At 70.9% G+C, this 20,704-nt stretch carries 15 protein-coding genes; 8 read left to right on the forward strand and 7 right to left on the reverse strand.

Annotation, left to right across the window (positions count from 1 at the left end; translation table 11 throughout):
- The first annotated feature begins 11 nt into the window (after window positions 1–11).
- Genes OG456_RS10645 through OG456_RS10665 form a run of 5 tightly spaced genes read left to right on the forward strand, consistent with a single transcriptional unit; the run spans window position 12 to window position 5,882 of the window.
- Complete coding sequence (locus tag OG456_RS10645) at window positions 12–1,352, forward strand: YhfT family protein (protein WP_266569141.1); 1,341 nt, start codon at window positions 12–14, stop codon at window positions 1,350–1,352.
- 39 nt (window positions 1,353–1,391) lie between these two features.
- Window positions 1,392–2,342: a phosphotriesterase gene (locus tag OG456_RS10650; RefSeq protein ID WP_266559576.1), complete on the forward strand. Its 951-nt coding sequence runs from the start codon at window positions 1,392–1,394 to the stop codon at window positions 2,340–2,342.
- Window positions 2,343–2,344: 2 nt separating this feature from the next.
- The gene (locus OG456_RS10655) at window positions 2,345–3,481 is read left to right on the forward strand and encodes an aminotransferase class V-fold PLP-dependent enzyme (RefSeq protein ID WP_266559578.1); all 1,137 of its coding nucleotides are present in this window, start codon (window positions 2,345–2,347) and stop codon (window positions 3,479–3,481) included.
- Window positions 3,482–3,483: 2 nt separating this feature from the next.
- Window positions 3,484–4,647, forward strand: a complete 1,164-nt coding sequence (locus OG456_RS10660; protein WP_266559580.1) for a YhfX family PLP-dependent enzyme — start codon at window positions 3,484–3,486, stop codon at window positions 4,645–4,647.
- Window positions 4,647–5,882, forward strand: a complete 1,236-nt coding sequence (locus OG456_RS10665; RefSeq protein WP_266559582.1) for a phosphopentomutase — start codon at window positions 4,647–4,649, stop codon at window positions 5,880–5,882. Before OG456_RS10660 ends, OG456_RS10665 begins: the two co-directional genes overlap by 1 nt.
- A gap of 66 nt (window positions 5,883–5,948) precedes the next feature.
- On the opposite strand, the gene ffh is transcribed toward OG456_RS10665, so the two are convergent.
- The 5 genes from ffh to OG456_RS10690 all read right to left on the reverse strand — a co-directional run bounded on the left by ffh (window position 5,949) and on the right by OG456_RS10690 (window position 13,649).
- A complete protein-coding gene (ffh, locus tag OG456_RS10670; protein ID WP_116509387.1) occupies window positions 5,949–7,502 on the reverse strand; it encodes a signal recognition particle protein in 1,554 nt (517 codons plus the stop codon).
- Between the two features lie 169 nt (window positions 7,503–7,671).
- Window positions 7,672–10,161: a [protein-PII] uridylyltransferase gene (locus tag OG456_RS10675; RefSeq protein WP_266559585.1), complete on the reverse strand. Its 2,490-nt coding sequence runs from the start codon at window positions 10,159–10,161 to the stop codon at window positions 7,672–7,674.
- A gap of 21 nt (window positions 10,162–10,182) precedes the next feature.
- On the reverse strand, window positions 10,183–10,521 hold the full coding sequence (locus OG456_RS10680; RefSeq protein WP_116509391.1) for a P-II family nitrogen regulator: 339 nt from the start codon (window positions 10,519–10,521) through the stop codon (window positions 10,183–10,185).
- The gene (locus OG456_RS10685; RefSeq protein ID WP_266559588.1) at window positions 10,518–11,873 is read right to left on the reverse strand and encodes an ammonium transporter; all 1,356 of its coding nucleotides are present in this window, start codon (window positions 11,871–11,873) and stop codon (window positions 10,518–10,520) included. Before OG456_RS10685 ends, OG456_RS10680 begins: the two co-directional genes overlap by 4 nt.
- A 303-nt stretch (window positions 11,874–12,176) precedes the next feature.
- Window positions 12,177–13,649 (reverse strand): hypothetical protein, encoded by a 1,473-nt coding sequence (locus OG456_RS10690; protein WP_266559590.1) that lies wholly within the window; start codon window positions 13,647–13,649, stop codon window positions 12,177–12,179.
- Window positions 13,650–14,117: 468 nt separating this feature from the next.
- Between OG456_RS10690 and OG456_RS10695 the strand changes: the two genes are divergently transcribed.
- The gene (locus OG456_RS10695) at window positions 14,118–14,795 is read left to right on the forward strand and encodes a bifunctional DNA primase/polymerase (RefSeq protein WP_266559592.1); all 678 of its coding nucleotides are present in this window, start codon (window positions 14,118–14,120) and stop codon (window positions 14,793–14,795) included.
- Window positions 14,796–14,909: 114 nt separating this feature from the next.
- Here OG456_RS10695 and ftsY read toward each other — a convergent pair whose 3' ends face one another.
- Window positions 14,910–16,124 (reverse strand): signal recognition particle-docking protein FtsY, encoded by a 1,215-nt coding sequence (ftsY, locus tag OG456_RS10700; RefSeq protein ID WP_266559594.1) that lies wholly within the window; start codon window positions 16,122–16,124, stop codon window positions 14,910–14,912.
- Between the two features lie 389 nt (window positions 16,125–16,513).
- On the opposite strand from ftsY, the gene OG456_RS10705 reads away from it, so the two are divergent.
- On the forward strand, window positions 16,514–17,962 hold the full coding sequence (locus OG456_RS10705) for a cytosine permease (RefSeq protein ID WP_266559596.1): 1,449 nt from the start codon (window positions 16,514–16,516) through the stop codon (window positions 17,960–17,962).
- A gap of 65 nt (window positions 17,963–18,027) precedes the next feature.
- On the forward strand, window positions 18,028–19,008 hold the full coding sequence (locus tag OG456_RS10710) for an LLM class flavin-dependent oxidoreductase (RefSeq protein WP_266559598.1): 981 nt from the start codon (window positions 18,028–18,030) through the stop codon (window positions 19,006–19,008).
- A 40-nt stretch (window positions 19,009–19,048) separates the two neighbouring features.
- On the opposite strand, the gene OG456_RS10715 is transcribed toward OG456_RS10710, so the two are convergent.
- Complete coding sequence (locus OG456_RS10715) at window positions 19,049–20,473, reverse strand: sugar porter family MFS transporter (RefSeq protein WP_266559600.1); 1,425 nt, start codon at window positions 20,471–20,473, stop codon at window positions 19,049–19,051.
- Window positions 20,474–20,704 lie beyond the last annotated feature (231 nt).

The raw sequence follows: 20,704 nt of genomic DNA on the forward strand, positions 1-20,704 counted from the left end.
CCGTGAGCCCCGTGAACACCACTCTCGCCGCAGGTGCGAACCTCGACTTCTCTCTGGCGCAGCAGTTGACCGTGATCGCCCTGTGCGCGCTGACCGCGTTCATCTCGCACATGGCGCTGGCCGTCTTCAACGACGGTGTACGCCCGTTCATGCTGGACTTCATCCAGGGCCGGTCCACCCGCAGCGCCACCACCGCGGTCTCCTTCGGGCTCTCCGCCGGGTTCATCTTCGGTCTCGGCGCGCCGATGGCCCTGTCCACCGGCGTACTCAACCCGTGGCTGCTGTTCCTGCCCACGGACATCCTCGGGCTCCTCGCCCCGAAGAAGTGGATCGCCCCGATCCTGGGCGGCGCCTGGGGCGCCGTCGTCGTGTTCGGCCTGAACGGCGCGAACAACGTGGCCCACGACCTCCCGGTCGACTTCCTCACCGCGATGCAGCAGATGTCGACGCCGATCCTGTTCCTGTTCACGCTGTTCCCGGTACTGGCGATCACCAAGCAGTTCGGGCGCGTGTGGGGCGGCGTCGCGGGCGTCCTCGAACTGGCTCTGGTCGTGATGACCATGAAGATCTGGCCGAACATGTTCGCGGGCGCGCTCGCCATGGCGGTCGGTGTCCTGATGCTCATCGGCCTCGCGATCGCCAAGGACGTCCGGGAGCGCAAGGCCGCGCGGGCCGAGGGCGGCGGCGTCGAGGAAGTGGTCCTCGCGGACGACCCGATGGCGTCGCTGTTCAGCTCCAGTGCGGCGAGACTGCGCACGTTCCTGCCGCTGTTCATGGTGCTCGGCGCGGGTGTCTGCGTGCTCGCGCAGATGCACATATTCGGCGGTGGTGAGGCCACCAGCTTCCTGATCGCGAAGGGGCACTACAGCGAGGCCGCCCAGGTGGACTTCTACCGGGTGTTCGGCTTCATCCCGCTGATCGCGACGACGGCGCTCGCCTCGGGGGCGTACGGCATCGCGGGCTTCACGCTCGTCTACCCCATCGGCTATCTGCTGCCGAACCCGTTCCTCGCGGCGATCGTCGGCGCGGCCGTGTTCGCCGTCGAGGTGCTCGCCCTCTCCTACATCGGCAGGTTCCTCGGCAAGCTGCCGAGCGTGCGCGACTCGTCGGAGCATCTGCGCAGTGCCATCACCGACACGCTCCAGCTGGCGATCCTCTTCGGTTCGCTGATGGCGGCCAACGCCATGGGCGCCGGTCTCGGCATCCTCGTCGTCGGCGGGCTCTATCTGCTGAACGAGGCGATGGGCCGGCCGGTCGTACGGATGGCGGCCGCTCCCGCCGCGGTGATCGTCGGCGGCATCCTGCTCAACCTCCTGTACTGGCTCGACCTGTTCACCCCGATCAAGGGCTGAGGCCGGGTACGTACGCCAGGAAGGAAACCCCACCGCACCATGCACACCCCGCCCCTCGTCCACACCGTCACCGGCCCGCTCCCCGCGGCCGCCGTACGTGGCCCGGCCCTCGCCCACGAGCATCTGGTGCTCGACCTCGACCGGCGCGGCGACGGCGGCGCGGTCCTCGACCCCGAGGCGCACGGACCGGCCGTCACGGCCGAACTGGCGTCTCTGCGCGAGGAGTTCGGCCTCGCCCTGGTGATCGAGCTGACCTGCCGCGGCATGGGGCGCGACCCACGCGCCCTGGCCCGGATCTCCCGGGACGCGCAGGTCGCCGTCGTCGCGGCCACCGGCTGGTACTACGAGCCGTTCCACACGCCCGAGCTGGCCGGCGCAGGGGTCGGGCAGCTGGCCGACACGCTGGTCCGCGAGATCGACGGCGGTCTCGGGTCCACGGGCGTCCGGCCGGGCGTCCTCGGCGAGGTCGGCAGCCACGGTGACGTGCCCAGCGAGCCGGAGTCGCGTGCGCTGCGTGCTGCGGCGCGGGCCGCCGCCGCCACGGGCCTGTCGGTCGCCACGCACGCGCAGCTCGGCCGCGGCGGGCTCGCCCAGCTGGAGCTGCTCACGGCCGAGGGCCTCGCCCCGCACCGGATCTCGGTCGGCCACCAGGACCTCCTCGACGATCCGGCCGTGCACCAGGAGCTGGCCGCGAGCGGCGCGTACGTCGCGTTCGACACGGTCGGCAAGGAGAACTACCAGAGCGACGACGTCCGGCTCCGGCTGCTGCTCGCCCTCCTGGAGGCCGGCTACGCCGACCGTGTCCTGCTCAGCTGCGACATCTCGCGCCACGGCTATCTGGAGCGCGAGGGCGGTCAGGGTTACGGGCATCTGTTCCGGTCGTTCCTGCCCCGGGCGCGTGCCGCGGGCGTGGACGACGCCCTGGTGGACCTGATGACGCGCCGCAACCCGCTGCGCTTCCTGACCGGCGCGAGCGCGGAGGAGATCTGACGATGACGCCCACCCACCCGGCCGCACCCACGCTCCCCGAGACGTTCCCGCTCGCCACGATCCCGGTCGACGAGGCGATGGCCCGGCAGTTCCGGCTGATCGAGTGCACCGCCGCGCACTTCGCCGGCGAGGAGCTGTTCAGCGCCGACGCGGGCGTCGTGCCCGGTCTCGGCCGGCCCCGCACAACCGCCAAGGCCGAGGCCGTGCTCGCCGCCTTCTTCAGGGCCGAGGACGCCGCGTTCGTCCAGGGGGCGGGCACCGGAGCGATCCGTGCCGCGTTGAACGCCGCCGTGAGCGCGGGCGATCCGCTGCTGATCCACAGGGCGCCGGTGTACCGGACCACCGAGGTCACGCTGCGCGGCATCGGCGTACACACCGAAGAGGTCGACTTCAACGACCTGGGCGCGCTGCGCGAGGCCCTCGCGTCGGGGCGCTTCCGGTGGGCGTACGTCCAGCACACCCGGCAGCGGCTCGGCGACTCGTACGACCCGGGCGAGGTGCTCGCAGCGTGCCGGGCGGCCGGGGTGCGCACGGTCGTCGACGACAACTACGCCGTACTGCGTGTGCCCGTGTCCGGGGTCGAACTGGGCGCGGACGCCTCCTGCTTCTCGCTGTTCAAGCTGCACGGGCCCGAAGGGGTGGGAATCGTCGTCGGGGCGCGTGACCTCGTCGCGCGGGTCCGGGCGGACAACTACTCGGGCGGTGGTCAGGTCCAGGGCCACCAGGCGCTGGACGTGCTGCGCGCCCTGACGCACGTGCCGGTGATGTGGGCGGTGCAGTCGCGGGTGGGCGCCCAGGTCGCCGAGCGGCTCGCCGCCGGTGAGGTGGACGGCGTCGCCGAGGTACGGCTCGCGAACGCCCAGGACCGGTGTCTGCTCGTGCGCCTCGACCGCCCTGTCGCGCGTGAACTCCCCTCTGTCGCCGCCCGGTTCGGCGCCGCGCCCTATCCCGTCGGCTCCAACTCCCGTTACGAGATCGCGCCGCTGTTCTACCGCATGTCCAGCTCGACCCTCGACGACTCCCCCGGGCTCGCGGACTGGACGGTGCGGATCAATCCGATGCGGGCGGGCGCCGACCTCGTGATCGACATCCTGCGCCGCTCCCTCGACGTACTGAAGCACCACACAAAGGACGACTGACCGTGTTCCTCGACAGTCTGCTCACCCGCAACCCCGAGCTCGTCGACGCCGCGGCCGACCTCCACCGGCGGGGCGCGATCCCGCCCGACACGTACGTCATGGATCTCGACGCGATCGAGTCGAACGCCACGCTGCTCGCCGCCGAAGCCGACCGGCTCGGGCTCACCCTCTGGTTCGTCGTGAAGCAGCTCGGCCGCAACCCCGAGCTGATCAGGGCGATCGCCCGGCACATCCCGAAGTACGCGGCCATCGACGCGCCGGAGGCACGCACCCTGCACGCGGCGGGGGCGCGGGCGGGCAATCTCGGCCACCTCGTGCAGATCCCGCGCCGCGCGCTGCCCGAGATGCTGGCCTGGCGCCCGGAGACCGTGACCGTCTTCGACGTCGACAACGCCCGCGCGGTCTCGGACGCGGCCCGCGCGCGGGGATTCGTCCAGGACGTCCTCGTGCGCCTCGAAGGGGCGGAGGGCGCGGTCTATCCCGGGCAGGAAGGTGGCGTTCCGCTCGGCGGGATCGACGACTTCGCGGCCGCCGTCGAACAGTTGCCGGGAGTGCGGATCGCGGGCGTCACCGCGTTCCCGTGCGTCCTGTGCGACCCGGCGACGGGCACGCCACGCCCCACCGCAAACTTCGAACTCGCCCTCAAGGCAAGGGAGTCGCTCACCTCGCGCGGCTACGAAGGCCTGAAGCTGAGCGCCCCGAGCGCCACCTCCATGGCCAGTCTCCCCCTCCTCGCCGAGCTCGGCGCGACCCACGGCGAGCCCGGCCACTCGCTCACCGGCACCACCCCCCTGCACGCCCGCGACGCCGACCAGCCCGAGAGGCCCGCGTACGTCTACGTCACCGAGGTCGCCCATACCCTCGCCGACGGCCGGCCCGCCGTGTTCGGCGGCGGCTTCTACCCCCGCGCGCACATCGGTTCGGCACTGCTGCCCCGCTCGGGCCGGCGCCTCGCGGTGCAGGACGCGCCCGCGGAGAACATCGACTACTACCGGCTCCTCGACGCGCCCGCCCCCGGCCAAGCCGTCGCTGCGGGCGACACTGCGCTGCTCGCGTTCCGCACCCAGATCTTCGTGACCCGCTCGACGGTCGCGGTGGTGGCGGGCCTGTCGTCCGGGTCGCCGCGCCTGATGGGCCTGTACGACGCGCAAGGAAGGGCCCTGTGATGAGCAAGACCGTCATCGTCGTCGTCGACGGATTCGGTGTCGGCGCCATGCCGGACGCGGGGGCCCTGCGCCCCGGCGACCTGGCGGCGGACACCTGCGGACACGTGCTCGACGGGTGCCGCAAGGCGTTCGGGCGGCCGCTGCGGCTGCCCGCGCTCGGCGCGCTCGGGCTCGGCCTGGTGCACCCGCACCCGGACCTCGCACGGCGCACCCGTCTGCCGGTCGCGGCGGGCCGGGCCGGGCTCGGCTACCCCGGCGCGGACACGTACGCGGGCCACCAGACGATGATGGGCGCCGACTTCAGCCGGGTGACGGTGGCGCGGCTCGGCGACCACCTCGACGAGGTCACCGCGGCCCTGGAGGCCGCGGGCCACCGGGTCGAACTCCTCGGCGGCAGACCTCTGTTGGTGGTCGACGGGGCCGTGCTCGTGCACGACAACCTGGAGGCCGACCCCGGTATCAACTGGAACGCCTCGGGCCGCCTCGACGACCTGGGCTTCGACGGGATCCTCTCCGTCGCGCGCACGGTACGCGCGGTGGCGCCCGTCGCGCGGGTGATCGCGGTGGGCGGCCACGCGAGCGGCCCGCTCTCCGACTTCGTACGCGAAGGGGACGGCGGCACGGTCGGCCTCGACACCCCGGCGAGCGGCTTCTACCGCAACGGTGGCCTCGAAGTGCGGCATCTCGGCGCGGGCCTCGACCACACGCGGCAGCTCCCGGACCTGGCGGCGCGGGCCGGGATCCCCGTCACGCTCGTCGGGAAGGCCGCGGACATCCTGGCCTGCGACGACGCGGTGCGGCGCCCGGCCGTGCCGACCGCGGACGTGCTCGCGCACACGCTCGAAGCCGTGCGCGCGGAGGGCGAGGCGCTGGTCGTGGCCAATGTGCAGGAGAGCGATCTGGCCGGGCACCAGCAGGACGTGGAGCGCTACGGGCACGTCCTGGAGCAGGTCGACGCGGGGCTCGCGACGCTCGTCTCGCTGCTCGACGCGGACGGCGACCGGCTGATCGTGACCGGCGACCACGGCAACGACCCGACGATCGGCCACGCCTTCCACACCCGGGAGTTCGTGCCGGTCCTCGTCCACCGCCCGGGCGCGGCCGGTGTCGAACTGCTGCCGGACGCGGGCAGCCTGGCGGACGTGGGCGCGACGGCCGCGGCGGCGCTCGGCCTCGATACGGCGGGGCTCGCCAACGGCACGGAGATCAGTCGGGCGGCGGCGCGAGCCGCGTGACCCGCCCATGCGTAAGGGGCGCCCGCAATGGCGGGCGCCCCTTACGCATGTCTACGAAGTGGCCGGTCAGCCCATGAACTTCTTGAACTCGTCGGGCAGTTCGAAGTTCTTGTCCTGGTCGGCGGCGGGCAAGCCGAACGCGTTGCCGCTCTGGCCCGCGGCCTCGCGGCGCGCCGCCTCTTCCTCTTCCTGCTGCTTGCGCTTCATCGGGTTGCCGGAGCGCTGCTTGCCCTTGGCCTGCTTCTGCTTCTTCTTCTGCCGGCCGGGGCCGCCGCCCATGCCCGGCATCCCGGGCATCCCCGGCATGCCGCCGCCCTGCGCCATGCGGGACATCATCTTGCGGGCCTCGAAGAACCGCTCGACGAGGTTCTTCACCGCGCTGACCTCGACACCCGAACCACGGGCGATACGGGCACGGCGCGAGCCGTTGATGATCGTGGCGTCCGCGCGCTCGGCCGGGGTCATCGACTTGATGATGGCGGCCGTACGGTCGACGTCACGCTCGTCGAGGTTGTTGATCTGGTCCTTCATCTGCGCCATGCCGGGCAGCATCCCGAGCAGCTTGGAGATGGAGCCCATCTTCCTGACCTGCTCCATCTGGGCCAGGAAGTCGTCGAGCGTGAAGTCCTGGCCCTTCTTGGAGGCCAGCTTGGAGGCCATCTTCTCGGCCTCCTGCTGCGAGAAGGTCTGCTCGGCCTTCTCGATCAGCGTGAGCATGTCGCCCATGCCGAGGATGCGGGACGCCATGCGGTCCGGGTGGAACGCGTCGAAGTCGTCCAGCTTCTCGCCGTTCGAGGCGAACATGACCTGGCGGCCGGTGACGTGCGCGATCGACAGGGCGGCACCACCACGGGCGTCACCGTCGAGCTTGGAGAGCACCACGCCGTCGAAGCCGACGCCGTCACGGAAGGCCTCGGCGGTGTTGACCGCGTCCTGACCGATCATGGCGTCGACGACGAAGAGGACCTCGTCGGGCGAGACGGCGTCGCGGATGTCCGCGGCCTGCTGCATGAGCTCCTGGTCGATACCCAGGCGGCCGGCGGTGTCGACGATGACGACGTCGTACTGCTTCTGCCGGGCGAACTCGACGGAGTCCTTGGCGACCTGGACCGGGTCGCCCACGCCGTTGCCGGGCTCGGGCGCGTAGATGCCGACGCCGGCGCGCTCGGCGACGACGCTCAGCTGGTTCACGGCGTTGGGGCGCTGGAGGTCACAGGCGACGAGCAGCGGCGCGTGGCCCTGCCCCTTCAGCCAGTGGCCGAGCTTTCCGGCGAGGGTCGTCTTACCGGCACCCTGGAGACCCGCGAGCATGATCACGGTGGGCGGGTTCTTGGCGAACCGCAGGCGCCGGGTCTCGCCGCCGAGGATGCCGATGAGCTCCTCGTTGACGATCTTGATGACCTGCTGGGCGGGGTTCAGCGCCTGGGAGACCTCCGCGCCGGCCGCACGCTCCTTGACCTGCTTGATGAAGGCGCGGACGACGGGCAGGGCCACGTCCGCTTCGAGCAGGGCGATACGGATCTCGCGCGCCGTGGCGTCGATGTCCGCCTCGCTGAGGCGCCCCTTGCCGCGGAGGTTCTTGAATGTCGCTGCGAGGCGGTCGGAAAGAGTGTCGAACACGGCGGTCGCGAATCCTCGGGTTGAAGGGCGGGCGGACAGGTCGTCCTCCAGGGTATCCGGAGGTGTCCAGTGGGGTCTCCACCCCATTCGTACGAAGCGTTCCCGAGGCCGTGCGAAGCGCTCCCGGGGAGACCGGCGCACCCGTCCGCCGGCCTCCGCCTCGGCCCCACTACCCCCGCAGCGCCCCTTCCAGCGCGCCCGCCACCGCGGCCGCGTCCGCCGCGGGGAGCGGCTCGCCCTCGGCCCGCGTGACATAGAACGCGTCCACCGCGTTCGCCCCGAGGGTCGACACATGCGCGGACCGCACCCATACGTCCGCCGTTTCGAGCGCACGGCCGATGCGGTGCAGCAGGCCCGGTGCGTCCTGCGCCCGGACCTCGATCACCGTCGCGTGCCGCGAGGCGGCGGGGGCGACCGTCACCCGGGGCGGCGGCGCCACGGTGCCGCGCCGCCGCGGATACGCGGCGTCCCGCTCCGCGAGCCGGGCGGCGATGTCCAGGGAGCCGTCCAGGGCCCGTACGAGATCCGCGCGCAGCCGGGCGGCCTGTGGCAGGGAGCCGTACTCGGCGGCGACCCGCCAGTCGAGGAGCAGGACCGAGCCCGGCACCTGGGCCGGCAGGTCGAGGGCGCGCAGCTCCGCCGTGCGGACGGTGAGCCGGTGCATGGCGAGCACCCCGGCGACGGCGGGCAGCACGCCGGGCTGGTCGGGGACGGCGATGAGCAGTTCGACACCGAGAGGCTCCGGGTCGGCGGGCGCGGCCTCGGCGCCCCCCGCGTCCCGGTCGACGGGCGCCTCGGTCTGCGCGCGCAGGGACAGCACCGGGCCGCCCGTGCGGAACGCCTCCAGGGCCAGTCGCTCCTGTTCGGCCGTGGGCTCGGCCGCGGCAGGGCTGTCGCCGCCGTCGGGGTCCTCTCCCGCGAGGACGGCGGCGACCCGCTTGACGAGGTCGGTGACGAGCGACCCTCGCCACGTGGACCAGGCCGCGGGCCCGGTGGCGAGCGCGTCCGCCTCCGTCAGGGCGTGCAGCAGTTCGAGCGTCCCCACGGAGCCGACGGCGTCCGCGACGGCCCGCACGGTCGCCGGGTCCTCCAGGTCGCGCCGTGTCGCCGTCTCGATGAGCAGCAGATGGTGGCGCACGAGGGTGGCCACGACGGCGACGTCCACGCGGTCGAAGCCGATGCGCGCGGCCACGTCCTTCGCGATGATCTCTCCGGCCACGGAGTGGTCGCCGGGCCAGCCCTTGCCGATGTCGTGCAGGAGCGCGGCGACCAGCAGCAGGTCGGGGCGGCCGACGCGGCGCGTGAGTTCGGCGGCGCGCACGGCGGTCTCGACGAGGTGCCGGTCGACGGTCCAGGTGTGCACGGCGTTGCGCTGCGGCCTGCACCGCACCCGCTCCCAGTCGGGCAGCAGCCGCGTGATCAGGCCCTCGGCCTCCAGCGCCTCCCAGACCTCGACGGTCGGCCGGCCCGCGCCGAGCAGCGTCACGAGCTGTTCGCGGGCCTCGGCGGGCCACGGCGTGGGCAGGGGGCGCGCGGCGGCGGCCATCCGGCGGACGGCGTGCAGGGACAGCGGCAGTCCGGCCTGGGCGGCGGCCGCGGCCGCGCGAAGCGGCAGCACGGGGTCACGCTCGGGCCTGGCCGCGCGGGCGAGGACCGCCTCCCCGTCCTGCTCGACGACGCCTTCGGCGAGCGGTGACCGCTCGGTGACGGGCTTGCTCCCGCCGCCCAGCATGGCGCGCAGCCGGGGCCGCACGGCCCGCGACGTGAGTACGCGCCCGACCTCGCGCCAGGTGACGTCGCTGGCGTACGACACGGTGCGCGCGGCCTCGTAGACCTGCCGGAGCAGGGTGTCGGCGTCGAGGAGGCCGAGTTCCGCTGCGACCTGGTCCTGCTCCTGGAGGGCGAGGCGGTCGGTGGCGCGGCCGGTGGCCAGGTGCAGGGCGTCCCGTACGTCGAGGAGCCTGCGCCGCGCGTCGGCGAGGCCTTCCCGGGGGGCGTCCGCGAGCCATGACGCGGCGACGGCGCGCAGCGCGGTGGCGTCCCTGAGCCCGCCCCTGGCCTCCTTGAGGTCGGGTTCGAGCAGGTACTGCAACTCGCCCTGGCGCTCGGCCCGTTCTTCGCACAGGTCGCGCAGTTCGGGCAGGCGTTTGGGCGCCTGGTTGCGCCAGTCGGCGAGGACGGCGGTGCGCAGGCCCGCCGTCAGGCCGAGGTCGCCGGCGATGTGCCGGGCGTCGAGGAGGCCGAGCTGCACCTTGAGGTCCTCGCCCGCCGTCTTACGGGCCTCCGCGGGCGTACGGACGGAGTGGTCGAGGGCGAGCCCCAGGTCCCACACGGGGTACCAGATGCGGTCCGCGAGGGAGGCGATGGCACCGGGGCCGGCGTTGCCGTCGTGCAGGAGCAGCAGGTCGAGGTCGCTGCGCGGGGACAGCTCGCCGCGTCCGTAGCCGCCGACGGCGACGAGGGACACCCCGGTCAACTCGCGCGCCCCGGCGGTGAACAGCTCGCCGAGCCAGCCGTCGGTCAGCTCGGCCAGGGCCGAACGGCGCGGCGGCCCGGACCGCGCCTCCCCGTGGAGGAGGCGCAGCCGGGCCGCCGCATAGCCGCTGGGTGCTGAATCGTCGTCGTCCGATTTTCCGGTCTGCACATCCACACTCGTCACCCAGCGACTCCTCTGTTCCGTTTACAGCGCGTCCGGCCCGCGCTCACCGGTGCGGACCCGGACGGCGGTCTCCACCGGGACGGCCCAGACCTTGCCGTCCCCGATCTTGCCGGTCCTGGCAGCCTTGACCACGACATCGATGAGCTGTTCGGCGTCGTCGTCCTCGACGAGGACCTCGATGCGGATCTTCGGCACGAGGTCGACGGTGTACTCGGCACCGCGGTAGACCTCGGTGTGGCCGCGCTGGCGGCCGTAGCCGCTGGCCTCGGTGACGGTCAGTCCCTGGACACCGAAGGCCTGGAGGGCTTCCTTGATCTCGTCGAGCCGGTGCGGCTTGACGACCGCCGTGATGAGCTTCATGCGTCCACCTTCTTGGTCGGCGCTGCCGACTCGTCGACATGTCCGGGGCCCGGGCCGGCCGAACGGGAGGCCGTGCCGCCGCCCGCGCCGCTGAAGTCGTACGCGGTCTCGGCGTGCTCGACCTGGTCGATGCCGGAGACCTCGGCGTCCTCGCTGACCCGCATGCCGATCGTCTTGTCGATCAGGAAGGCCAGGATCGCGGAGGCGACGAGCGAGTACGCGAGGATCGCGCCGACGCCGGCGAGCTGCTTCCACAGCTGGGTCAGGCCACCGCCGTAGAAGAGGCCCTGCGCGTCGGACTGGCCACCGCCGGTGGCGAAGAAGCCGATGAGGAGCGAGCCGATGACCCCGCCGACGAGGTGGACGCCGACGACGTCGAGCGAGTCGTCGTAGCCGAACCTGTACTTGAGGCCGACGGCCATGGCACACAGGACACCCGCGATGGCGCCGATGGCGATCGCGCCGAGCGGCGAGCAGGAGCCGCCGGACGGGGTGATCGCGACGAGGCCGGCGACCGCGCCGGAGGCGGCGCCGAGGGTGGTGCACGCGCCGTGCCTGATCTTCTCGTAGATCAGCCAGGCGAGCATCGCGGCGGCGGTGGCGACCTGCGTGTTGACGAACATCAGCGCGCCGACGCCGTCGTCGTTGCCGAGCCAGGAGCCCGCGTTGAACCCGAACCAGCCGAACCACAGCAGACCGGCGCCGAGCATCACCAGCGGCAGCGAGTGGGGCCGCATCGGGTCCTTCTTGAAGCCGACGCGCTTGCCGATCACGAGGATCACGCCGAGAGCGGCCGCACCCGCGTTGATGTGGACCGCGGTACCGCCGGCGAAGTCGATGACGCCGAGGTCGAACGCCCAGCCGCCGGTGCCCCAGACCCAGTGCGCGACGGGGAAGTACACGAGCGTCGCCCACAGGGTGATGAACAGCGCCCAGGCGCTGAACTTCACGCGGTCGGCGAGCGCGCCGCTTATCAGGGCGGGCGTGATGATCGCGAACATCAGCTGGAACACGGCGAAGACGTAGATCGGGATGGTGTAGCCGTCCCACAGCTGCGTCAGGCCGATGCCGCTGAGCCCGACGTAGTCCGAGGACCAGCCGATCAGGCTGCCGTGGTCGGTGCCGAAGGCAGCGGAGAAGCCGTAGAGGACCCACAGGATCGTGACGATCCCGAGGCTGATGAAGCTCATCATGAGCATGTTCAGGGTGGACTTGACGCGGACCATGCCTCCGTAGAAGAAGGCGAGTCCCGGCGTCATGATCATCACCAGGGCGGAACAGATCAGCATGAACCCTGTATTGGCTGCAGACAGCGTGGGCGTGGCTGCGGCAAGCGTGATGCCTGGGGGCATCGGCGTCTCCTCGTCGTTGGTACGGCCCCGTGCGGGCGAAGCCTGTGCGGTCATGAGGGGTGGGCCGGTTATGCGCCAAGAGAATGGTGCAGCGCGGTTTCCGTGGACGCCCCTCGATGTTTCGCCGCAGTGACGAAGAGGTCGTGCGTGTTACGCGTCAATGAACTGCCTGATACCAGGTGAGGCGATCGTTATCGTGACGCAACCGACAAAGGCCGGCCGCGGCGGGCCATCCGGTTGACCTGGCACGGGGGAGCCGAGTCGGGCAGTCCGGGACGGCCGGCCGCGGCCGGGGACATGGGTTCAGACCGCTTCGGCGGTCTCCGGCAGGTGGATCGCGAGCTGGTCGGTGAGGTGCGCGACCTCGGCGACGTCCCCGAACTCACGGACCGCGGTGTCCACGGTCTTGCGGATACGGGTGTTGACCCGCTCGGAGCGCACCTTCTTGGCGATGATCATGGCCTGCTCGGCGAGCACCGTGGACTGCTCGGGCTCACGCTGGAGCAGATGCACCGTGGCCATCCCGATCAGGTTCAGAGCGTACGAACGCTGGTGCTCGGCGTCCTTCTCGAAGAGCTCGACGGCGCGCTGCATGAGGGGCTCGGACATCGAGGCGTACGTGGGGCTGCGGCCCGCCACATAGGCGAGGTCGCGGTACGAGTGGGAGTTCTCCCCGTGCAGCTCGGCCTCGGAGAAGAAGCGGATCCAGTCGGGGTCCGGGTCGTCCCAGTCGTCGGCGTCGTGGAAGGTCTCCTCGGCCATCCGGACGGCCCGCTTGCACTTGCCGGGCTGCCCGATGTTCGCGTACGCGCGGGCCTCCATCGCATACAGCATGGCCTGCGTTCGCGGACTGGCGCAGTCACGACTGCCGTACTGCGCGAGATGGATGAGTTCCAGCGCGTCGTCGGGCCGGCCGAGGTGGATCATCTGCCGGCTCATGCTGGACAGGACGTACGAGCCGAGCGGCTTGTCGCCGGCTTCCTTGGCCGCGTGCAGGGCGAGGACGAAGTATTTCTGGGCGGTGGGCTGGAGGCCCACGTCGTAGCTCATCCAGCCCGCCAGCTCGGCCAGTTCGGCCGCGACCTTGAAGAGCCGCTTCGTCGTGGCCTCCGGCTGGGGCTCCTGAAGCAGGTCGGTCACCTCGTGCAGCTGGCCGACCACGGCCTTGCGGCGCAGCCCGCCGCCGCACTGGGCGTCCCACTGACGGAACATGACCGTCGTGGACTCCAGAAGGTCGAGCTCGGGCTTCGAGAGCCGGTTCCCCCGGCGCAGGGCCGCCGGGTCGGGCTCCGCCACCGGTGTCCCGGGCGTGGGCACGAGCCAGCGCTGCATGGGCTCGATGAGCGCGGGGCCCGCGGAGAGCGCGAGGGCGCTGCCGAGGAATCCGCGGCGCGCCAGCATCAGGTCGCTGCGGGAGAACTCACCGATCAGCGCCACCGTCTGCGGGCCCGTCCACGGCAGGTCGACGCCGGACACGGAGGGCGACTGGTGCGCGGCGCGCAGGCCGAGGTCCTCGACCGCCACGACGCAGCCGAAGCGCTCGGAGAACAGCTCGGACAGGATCCGCGGGATCGGCTCGCGCGGATTCTCACCGTCGAGCCAGCGGCGCACGCGCGAGGTGTCCGTGGAGATGTGGTTGGCACCCAACTGCCGTGCTCGGCGGTTCACTTGGCGCGCCAGCTCGCCCTTGGACCAGCCGCTGCGCAGGAACCACGAGCTCAGCAGCTCATTGGGGCGCTTCTCAGCGTTCGTCACGCTTCCGTCGCTGCCGCCCACTGGAACGCCCCCATCCCTGAAGCCACCTCTTCGCCACCCCGCTGCTGCGGGGTGCGATGTGCGTCAAGCCCTACCAGCATGCCGTCAACGACGGTCGTCCGTCCGGTGGTTGTCACTCCTCGAACAGGAAACCGACTTGCCTGCGGCATACCCAAGAGTGCATACGCCCCAGGGGCTCGTGTACTGAAAGTAATCCTACGATCACCCCTCCGGCCATGGCGAACCCGGAAACGCCACCATTCGCCACCCCTTCGAATGAACTAGGGGAGCACCACACGCGATTCACTTGACATAGGACGGCCGAAAGTGGGCGGAGCGGTGTACGCCGGGGCGTGCTGCACCGGGCGCACCACCCCCGAAGCTATAGAGCGCCGCCCCGAGTCGGTGGTTCACGACCCTACGGAAGCAGAGGGTAACGATCCGATTCCGTCTCGTAACCACCGGTGCGCAGGACCCGTTGGAGGGGGCATGGGCTTCACGATCGGCGGCAGCCGCGGGATTCTCGACATCCGGTCCGGCACGCGTCGCCGCGGCCGCACCGCGGGCCGCGCGTCGGACTGCACCTCGGTGGCCGAGTTCACCGGGCTCTGGGGCTGGGAGGCGGTACCGGGGACACGCGCCTCGGACGGCGCCTGCTCCTGCGGCAGGGCGGACTGCCCCTCGCCGGGCGCCCACCCCATCGATCACGCGCCGACCGTCCCCGCCGGCGCCACGCTCGACGAGGTCACCGAGACCTGGGAGCAGTTCCCCGGCGCCGCCGTGATGCTGCCCGTCGGCAGCGCGTTCGACATCATCGACGTACCCGAGGCGGCCGGCCGTCGCGCACTCGTCCGCCTGGAGCGGATGGGGCTGCCGCTCGGCCCCGTGACGACGACCCCCGAGGGGCGCGCCCACTTCTTCGTGGCGCCGGGCTCCGCCGCCGAACTCGGCTCACTGCTGTACCGGATGGGCTGGGACGACGCGGCCCTCGACCTGCACGCGCTCGGCCCCGGCACCCACATCACCGCCCCGCCCTCCGACCGCGGCGGCCTCGGCCCGGTCCGGTGGCTGCGCTCCCCCGGACTCGACTCGGCGACCCAGCCCCCGCAGGCCCGCCTCGTCCTCGGCACCCTGGCGTACGTGGCCCATCGCTCGCCGGCGGTCTAGGGTCTTTCGTTCGCCTGGTCCGAACGAGAGGCCCTGGCGGCGGCCCGCGCACATGGAAGCGCCCGCTCCCTGGGGGGAGCGGGCGCTTCCATGTGCGCGGACACGTCCGTACGGCTACTCGCCGATCAGCGCGTCCACGAACGCCTCCGGCTCGAACGGAGCCAGGTCGTCGGGGCCCTCGCCCAGGCCGATCAGCTTCACCGGCACGCCCAGCTCGCGCTGCACGGCGATGACGATGCCGCCCTTGGCCGTGCCGTCGAGCTTGGTGAGCACGATGCCGGTGATGTCCACGACCTCGGCGAAGACTCGGGCCTGGACCAGGCCGTTCTGCCCGGTCGTCGCGTCGAGCACGAGGAGGATCTCGTCGAGAGGAGCGTGCTTCTCAACGACGCGCTTGACCTTGCCGAGCTCGTCCATGAGGCCGGTCTTGGTGTGCAGCCGGCCCGCGGTGTCGATGAGGACGACGTCCGCGCCCTCCTCGATGCCCTCCTTGACGGCGTCGAAGGCGATGGACGCGGGGTCGCCGCCCTCGGGGCCGCGCACGGTGCGGGCACCGACGCGCTCGCCCCAGGTCTGGAGCTGGTCGGCGGCGGCGGCGCGGAAGGTGTCGGCGGCGCCGAGCACCACGTTCCTGCCGTCGGCCACCAGGACGCGGGCGAGCTTGCCGGTGGTGGTGGTCTTACCGGTGCCGTTGACCCCGACGACCATCACGATGCCCGGGGTGTCGAGGTTCGAGTCGGTCTTGACCGAGCGGTCGAACTCCGGGACGAGGAGCTGGACCAGCTCCTCGCGCAGCAGCGCGCGCAGCTCGTCGGGCGTGCGGGTGCCGAGCACCTTGACCCGCTCGCGCAGCCGGTCGACGAGCTCCTGCGTGGGCTGCACGCCGACGTCGGCGGTGAGCAGGGTGTCCTCGATCTCCTCCCAGGTGTCCTCGTCCAGGTGCTCGCGCGAGAGGAGCGTGAGCAGCCCCTTGCCGAGCGCGTTCTGCGAGCGGGAGAGCCGGGAGCGCAGGCGTACGAGACGCCCCGCGGTCGGCTCCGGAACCTCGATCTCGGGCGCGGCCGGAGCCGGGGGCTCCTCCACCGCGATGGGCGCGGACGGCTCCGGCTCGACGAGCGGGAGGTCGACCTCCTCGATCGTGCGGCGGGGTTCGTCGCGCGGCGTCTCGGCCTCTTCGCCGACGTGCGGCTCGGCCGGAGGGGCGGTGATGTCGGGCACGGAGGGGGGCGGCGGGGGCAGCTGCTTCTTTCTGCGGCTGCCGATCACGAGCCCGCCGAGTGCGCCGAACACGACCACGGCGATGACTACAGCAAGGATGACGATTTCCATAACCACACCAGTATGGCGTGACCAGGCGCCAGACCCCCCTCGTTGTCCGTCGGGGCTGCGTGCCTTGCGATCCGGGCCGGTCCGTCGTCCGACCAAGCGTCGGCGAGAAGCCCTCCAGTGTGGAGTCACAACCCGTGCAGTGTCAGCGCGGGTCCGGGTGCGCACAGCGCACCCAGGGCTGTGATGGCCCATTTCAGGGACTATCACACGCCTTTCTTTGTGGCTTCCTCCAAAGAACATAAGCCACTTGAGTGGATTACTCGGACTAAAGTACGATGGAAGAGGATGATGCAACGCGCGTAGAGTCCACAGCGTCCCCTCCCCACACCCCCCACCGGCTTCCCCACCAGCACCCACGGAGCCGAGCGAGAGGCACGGAACCCCACCGCATGAGCAAGACCGCCGAATCCGAAGGCGCACTCGAGACCCGCGGCATCGAGCCCGTCCCCGAGTCCGAGCGCACCGCCAGGACCCGTGAGCTGTTCCCCACCTGGGTCGCCGCCAACATCAGTGTGCTGCTGCTCACGATGGGCGCGAGCCTGGTCGTCTCGTACAAGCTCAACTTCTGGCAGGCGCTCGTCGTCGCGTTCGCCGCCCCCATCGTCTCGTACGGCCTCGTCGGCCTGATCGGCATCGCCGGCAAGCGCGGCGGCGCGCCGGGCATGGCCCTGTCACGCGCGGTCTTCGGTCAGCGCGGCAATCTGTTGCCCGGTTCGCTCATCTGGGTCGCCCGCTGGGGCTGGGAGACGATCAACGCGGTGACCGGCGCCTACGCCGTGCTCACCGTCCTGGACATCCTCTTCGGCGTGAAGAGCAACGACGTCCTGGTGATCGTCACGCTGCTGCTCTTCGTCGTCACGACGTTCGTGATCTCCGGTCTCGGGATCAACGCCGTGCAGAAGTGCAACAAGTACGCGACGTACCTCTTCGGTCTCTTCTCGGTCCTCGTGCTGGTCTACCTGATCGCCAACACCGACTGGACCCGCGTCTTCGACCAGCCCGCGGGCAAGATGTCGCTGATGGTCACCGGCATCGGACTGATCGCCGCGGGCGGCGTCAGCTGGATCCCCTCGTCGCCGGACTTCACGCGCTACCTGCCGCGCACGGCCTCGTCGGTCGCGATCGTCCGCAATTCCGTCGGCGGCGCCGGCATCGTCGTCCTGCCGATGGTCCTGATGGGCGCCGTCATGGCGGTCTCCACGCCCGACCTGGCCTCGGCCGCCGACCCGGTCTCCTTCCTCGGCGAGATCCTGCCGCTGTGGATCGCGGTCCCCTACCTCCTGATCGCCCTGGTCGGCATGCTGCTGATCAACTCGATGTCGATGTACTCGGCGGGCTTCACCGCCCAGACCCTCGGCTTCAAGGTCCCGCGCCACTGGGCCGTCTCGATCAACGCGCTGATCTCGCTGATCTTCGGCGGCATCCTGATGCTCGTCGCGACCAGCTTCATGGGCTCGTTCATCGCCTTCCTGTCGCTGCTCGCGGTGGCGTTCTCGGCCTGGGTCGGCGTCTTCGGCGCCGACATGCTGCGGCGCAAGGAGTACGACGCCGAGGCCCTCGTCGACACGACGCGCACCAGCGCCTACTGGTACAAGGGCGGCTTCAGCCCGGCGGCCGTCGCCTCCTGGGCCATCGGCCTCATCGGCGGCCTGATGTTCACCACGTCCGACTGGTTCACCGGCCCGCTCGCCGCGAACAACCCGATCGGCGAGTACGGCCTCGGCTGGGTCGCCACGATCGTGATCTCCGGCCTGCTGTACGTCGTCCTGCCGAAGCCCGCCGTCGTCGTCCCGTCCGAGGTCCGTGCCGAAGAGAAGCGCGAGACCCTGGCCGTCTGACGCTCCGTCAGCTACCGTCCCCCTTCACCAGCGGCCCAACTCCGCCCTGTGAAGGGGGACTTCTCATGCCCGTCACGGTCGTGCGCTTCAACCTCGTGGATCCCGCGGCGACGCCCGAATCACTGAGCGCCCGCTACAGGGCGGCCGTCGAGATGGCGGCGTACGCCGACGACCGCGGCATCTCCACCGTCCAGACCGAGGAGCACCACGGCGTCGCCAACAACTGGCTGCCGTCACCCTTCACCTTCGCGGGCGCCGTCTTCGGCGCGACCCGGCGCATCGCCGTCACGGTCTCCGCGATCATCGGCCCGCTGCACGATCCGCTCCGCCTCGCGGAGGACATCGCCGTACTCGATCTGCTCAGCGGCGGCCGGCTCGTCACCGTGGCCGGAATCGGCTACCGGCCCGAGGAGTACGGCCAGTTCGACGTCGAGTGGAAGCAGCGGGGCAGGCTCCAGGACGAACTCCTCGACACCCTGCTCAAGGCGTGGACGGGCGAGGAGTTCAGCTTCCGCGGCCGCACGGTCCGCGTCACGCCGCGCCCGTTCACCCAGCCCCACCCGCTGCTCCTGGTCGGCGGCTCCTCGCGGGCGGCGGCGCGGCGCGCGGCCCGCCTCGGTCTGCCGTTCTTCCCGAGCGCGCATCTGCCCGAACTCGAGGCGTACTACAAGGAACAGCTCGTCGAGCACGGCACCGAGGGCTGGACGATGATGCCCGCGGCGGTCACCCCGCTGCTGCACGTCGCCGAGGACCCCGACCGCGTGTGGGCGGAGCACGGAGAGCACTTCCTGCACGAGGCGCGGACGTACGCGTCCTGGCAGTCCGGCGACATCAAGTCGGCGGTGAAATCGGGGGCCACGACGGTCGACGAGCTGCGCGCCGAGGGCGTCTACCGGATCCTCACGCCCGACGAATGCGTGGAGCAGTCCCTCGACAGCTATGTGCTGCACCCGCTGTCCGGCGGCATGCCGGTCGACGAGGGATGGCGCAGCCTCCATCTGTTCTGCGAAAACGTACTGCCCCGGCTCGAAGACCTTGCGGTCTGAGCCGGGGCAGTGACGAGGGTGAGGAGATGGCAGCGGGGACTTAACCCATCTCCTCCAACGCCTTGCCCTTGGTCTCCTTCACGAACTTGAGCACGAAGGGGATCGAGAGCGCGGCGAAGATTGTGTAAATGATGTACGTCCCGGAGAGGTTCCAGTCGGCCAGCGACGGGAAGCTCGCGGTGATGGCCCAGTTGGCGATCCACTGCGCGGACGCGGCCACGCCGAGCGCCGCGGCGCGGATCTTGTTCGGGAACATCTCGCCGAGGAAGACCCAGACGACGACACCCCACGACAGGGCGAAGAACAGGACGAAGAAGTGGGCCGCGATCAGGGCGACCCAGCCCTGCGTGGCCGGCAGCTTGCCGTCCACCAGGTCGTACGAGAACGCCCAGGCCTCCAGCGCGAGACCGATGACCATGCCGACGGAACCGACCAGGGCCAGCGGCTTACGGCCGACGCGGTCCACCAGGAGCATCGCGATCACGGTGCCGACGATGTTGATGATCGACGTGGTGAACGAGTAGAAGAACGAGTCCGTCGGGTTCACACCGACCGACTGCCACAGCGTCGAGGAGTAGTAGAACGCGACGTTGATGCCGACGAACTGCTGGAAGACCGAGAGGCCGATACCGATCCAGACGATCGGCTTGAAGTAGAGACCGCCGTTGCCCTTGCCGGAGAGCAGGTCCTTGAACGTGGACTTGTGCTCGCTCTTCATCGCGTGCTCGATCTCGGCGACGCGGGCGTCCAGGTCGACCTTCGTGCCCTCGACCTCGGCGAGGATCTCCTTGGCCTTGGCGTCCTTGCCGACCGAGATGAGGAAGCGCGGCGACTCGGGGATCGCGAAGGACAGCATGCCGTAGAGGACGGCCGGGATGACCATGACACCGAGCATGACCTGCCAGGCCTCGAGGCCCAGGACGGAACCGCGCTGATCGCCGCCGGCGGCCTGCAGGATGCCGTAGTTGACGAGCTGTGAGATGGCGATGCCGACGACGATCGCGGCCTGCTGGAAGGAGCCGAGGCGGCCGCGGTACGCGGGCGGCGAGACCTCGGCGATGTAGGCCGGGCCGATGACGGAGGCCATGCCGATGCCGAAGCCGCCGATGATCCGCCAGAAGGCCAGGTCCCAGAGGGCGAAGGGCAGCGCGGAGCCGACGGCGCTGATCGTGAAGAGGACGGCCGCGATCTGCATGCAGCGGATACGGCCGATGCGGTCCGCGATCCGGCCGGCGGTGGCCGCACCGATCGCACAGCCGATCAGGGCGATGGCGATGACCTGGGCGAGCGTTCCGGAGCCGATGTCGTACCGGTCACGGATGGCCTCGACGGCTCCGTTGATCACGGAACTGTCGTAGCCGAAGAGAAAGCCGCCCATCGCGGCCGCCGCTGTGATGAAGATGACGTGGCCGAGATGGTCGGGGTGAGCCTCTCGGGCGCTTGGCGGCTTCGCTGTGCTGGTCACGTGTACTCCTCGGGCCACCGGCAACGGTGCCGGGGGTGGGGGTGAGAGCCCTTCCAGTGGCGCACAACTTCACGCCGCCCACCACCTGAAGGTAAAAGCAACGTTGCAGAGACTATGCCTTCAAGTTTCGAAGTCAAGAGGGGGGTATCCGTGAACTTCAGGTGCCCTGGTGGCAGGCATCGTTCAAGTATTGAACATGAACCTGTGGTTGATCTTGGGACTGACGCTGGA

The organism is Streptomyces sp. NBC_01446 (assembly GCF_026340095.1).
Lineage (GTDB): Bacteria > Actinomycetota > Actinomycetes > Streptomycetales > Streptomycetaceae > Streptomyces > Streptomyces aureus.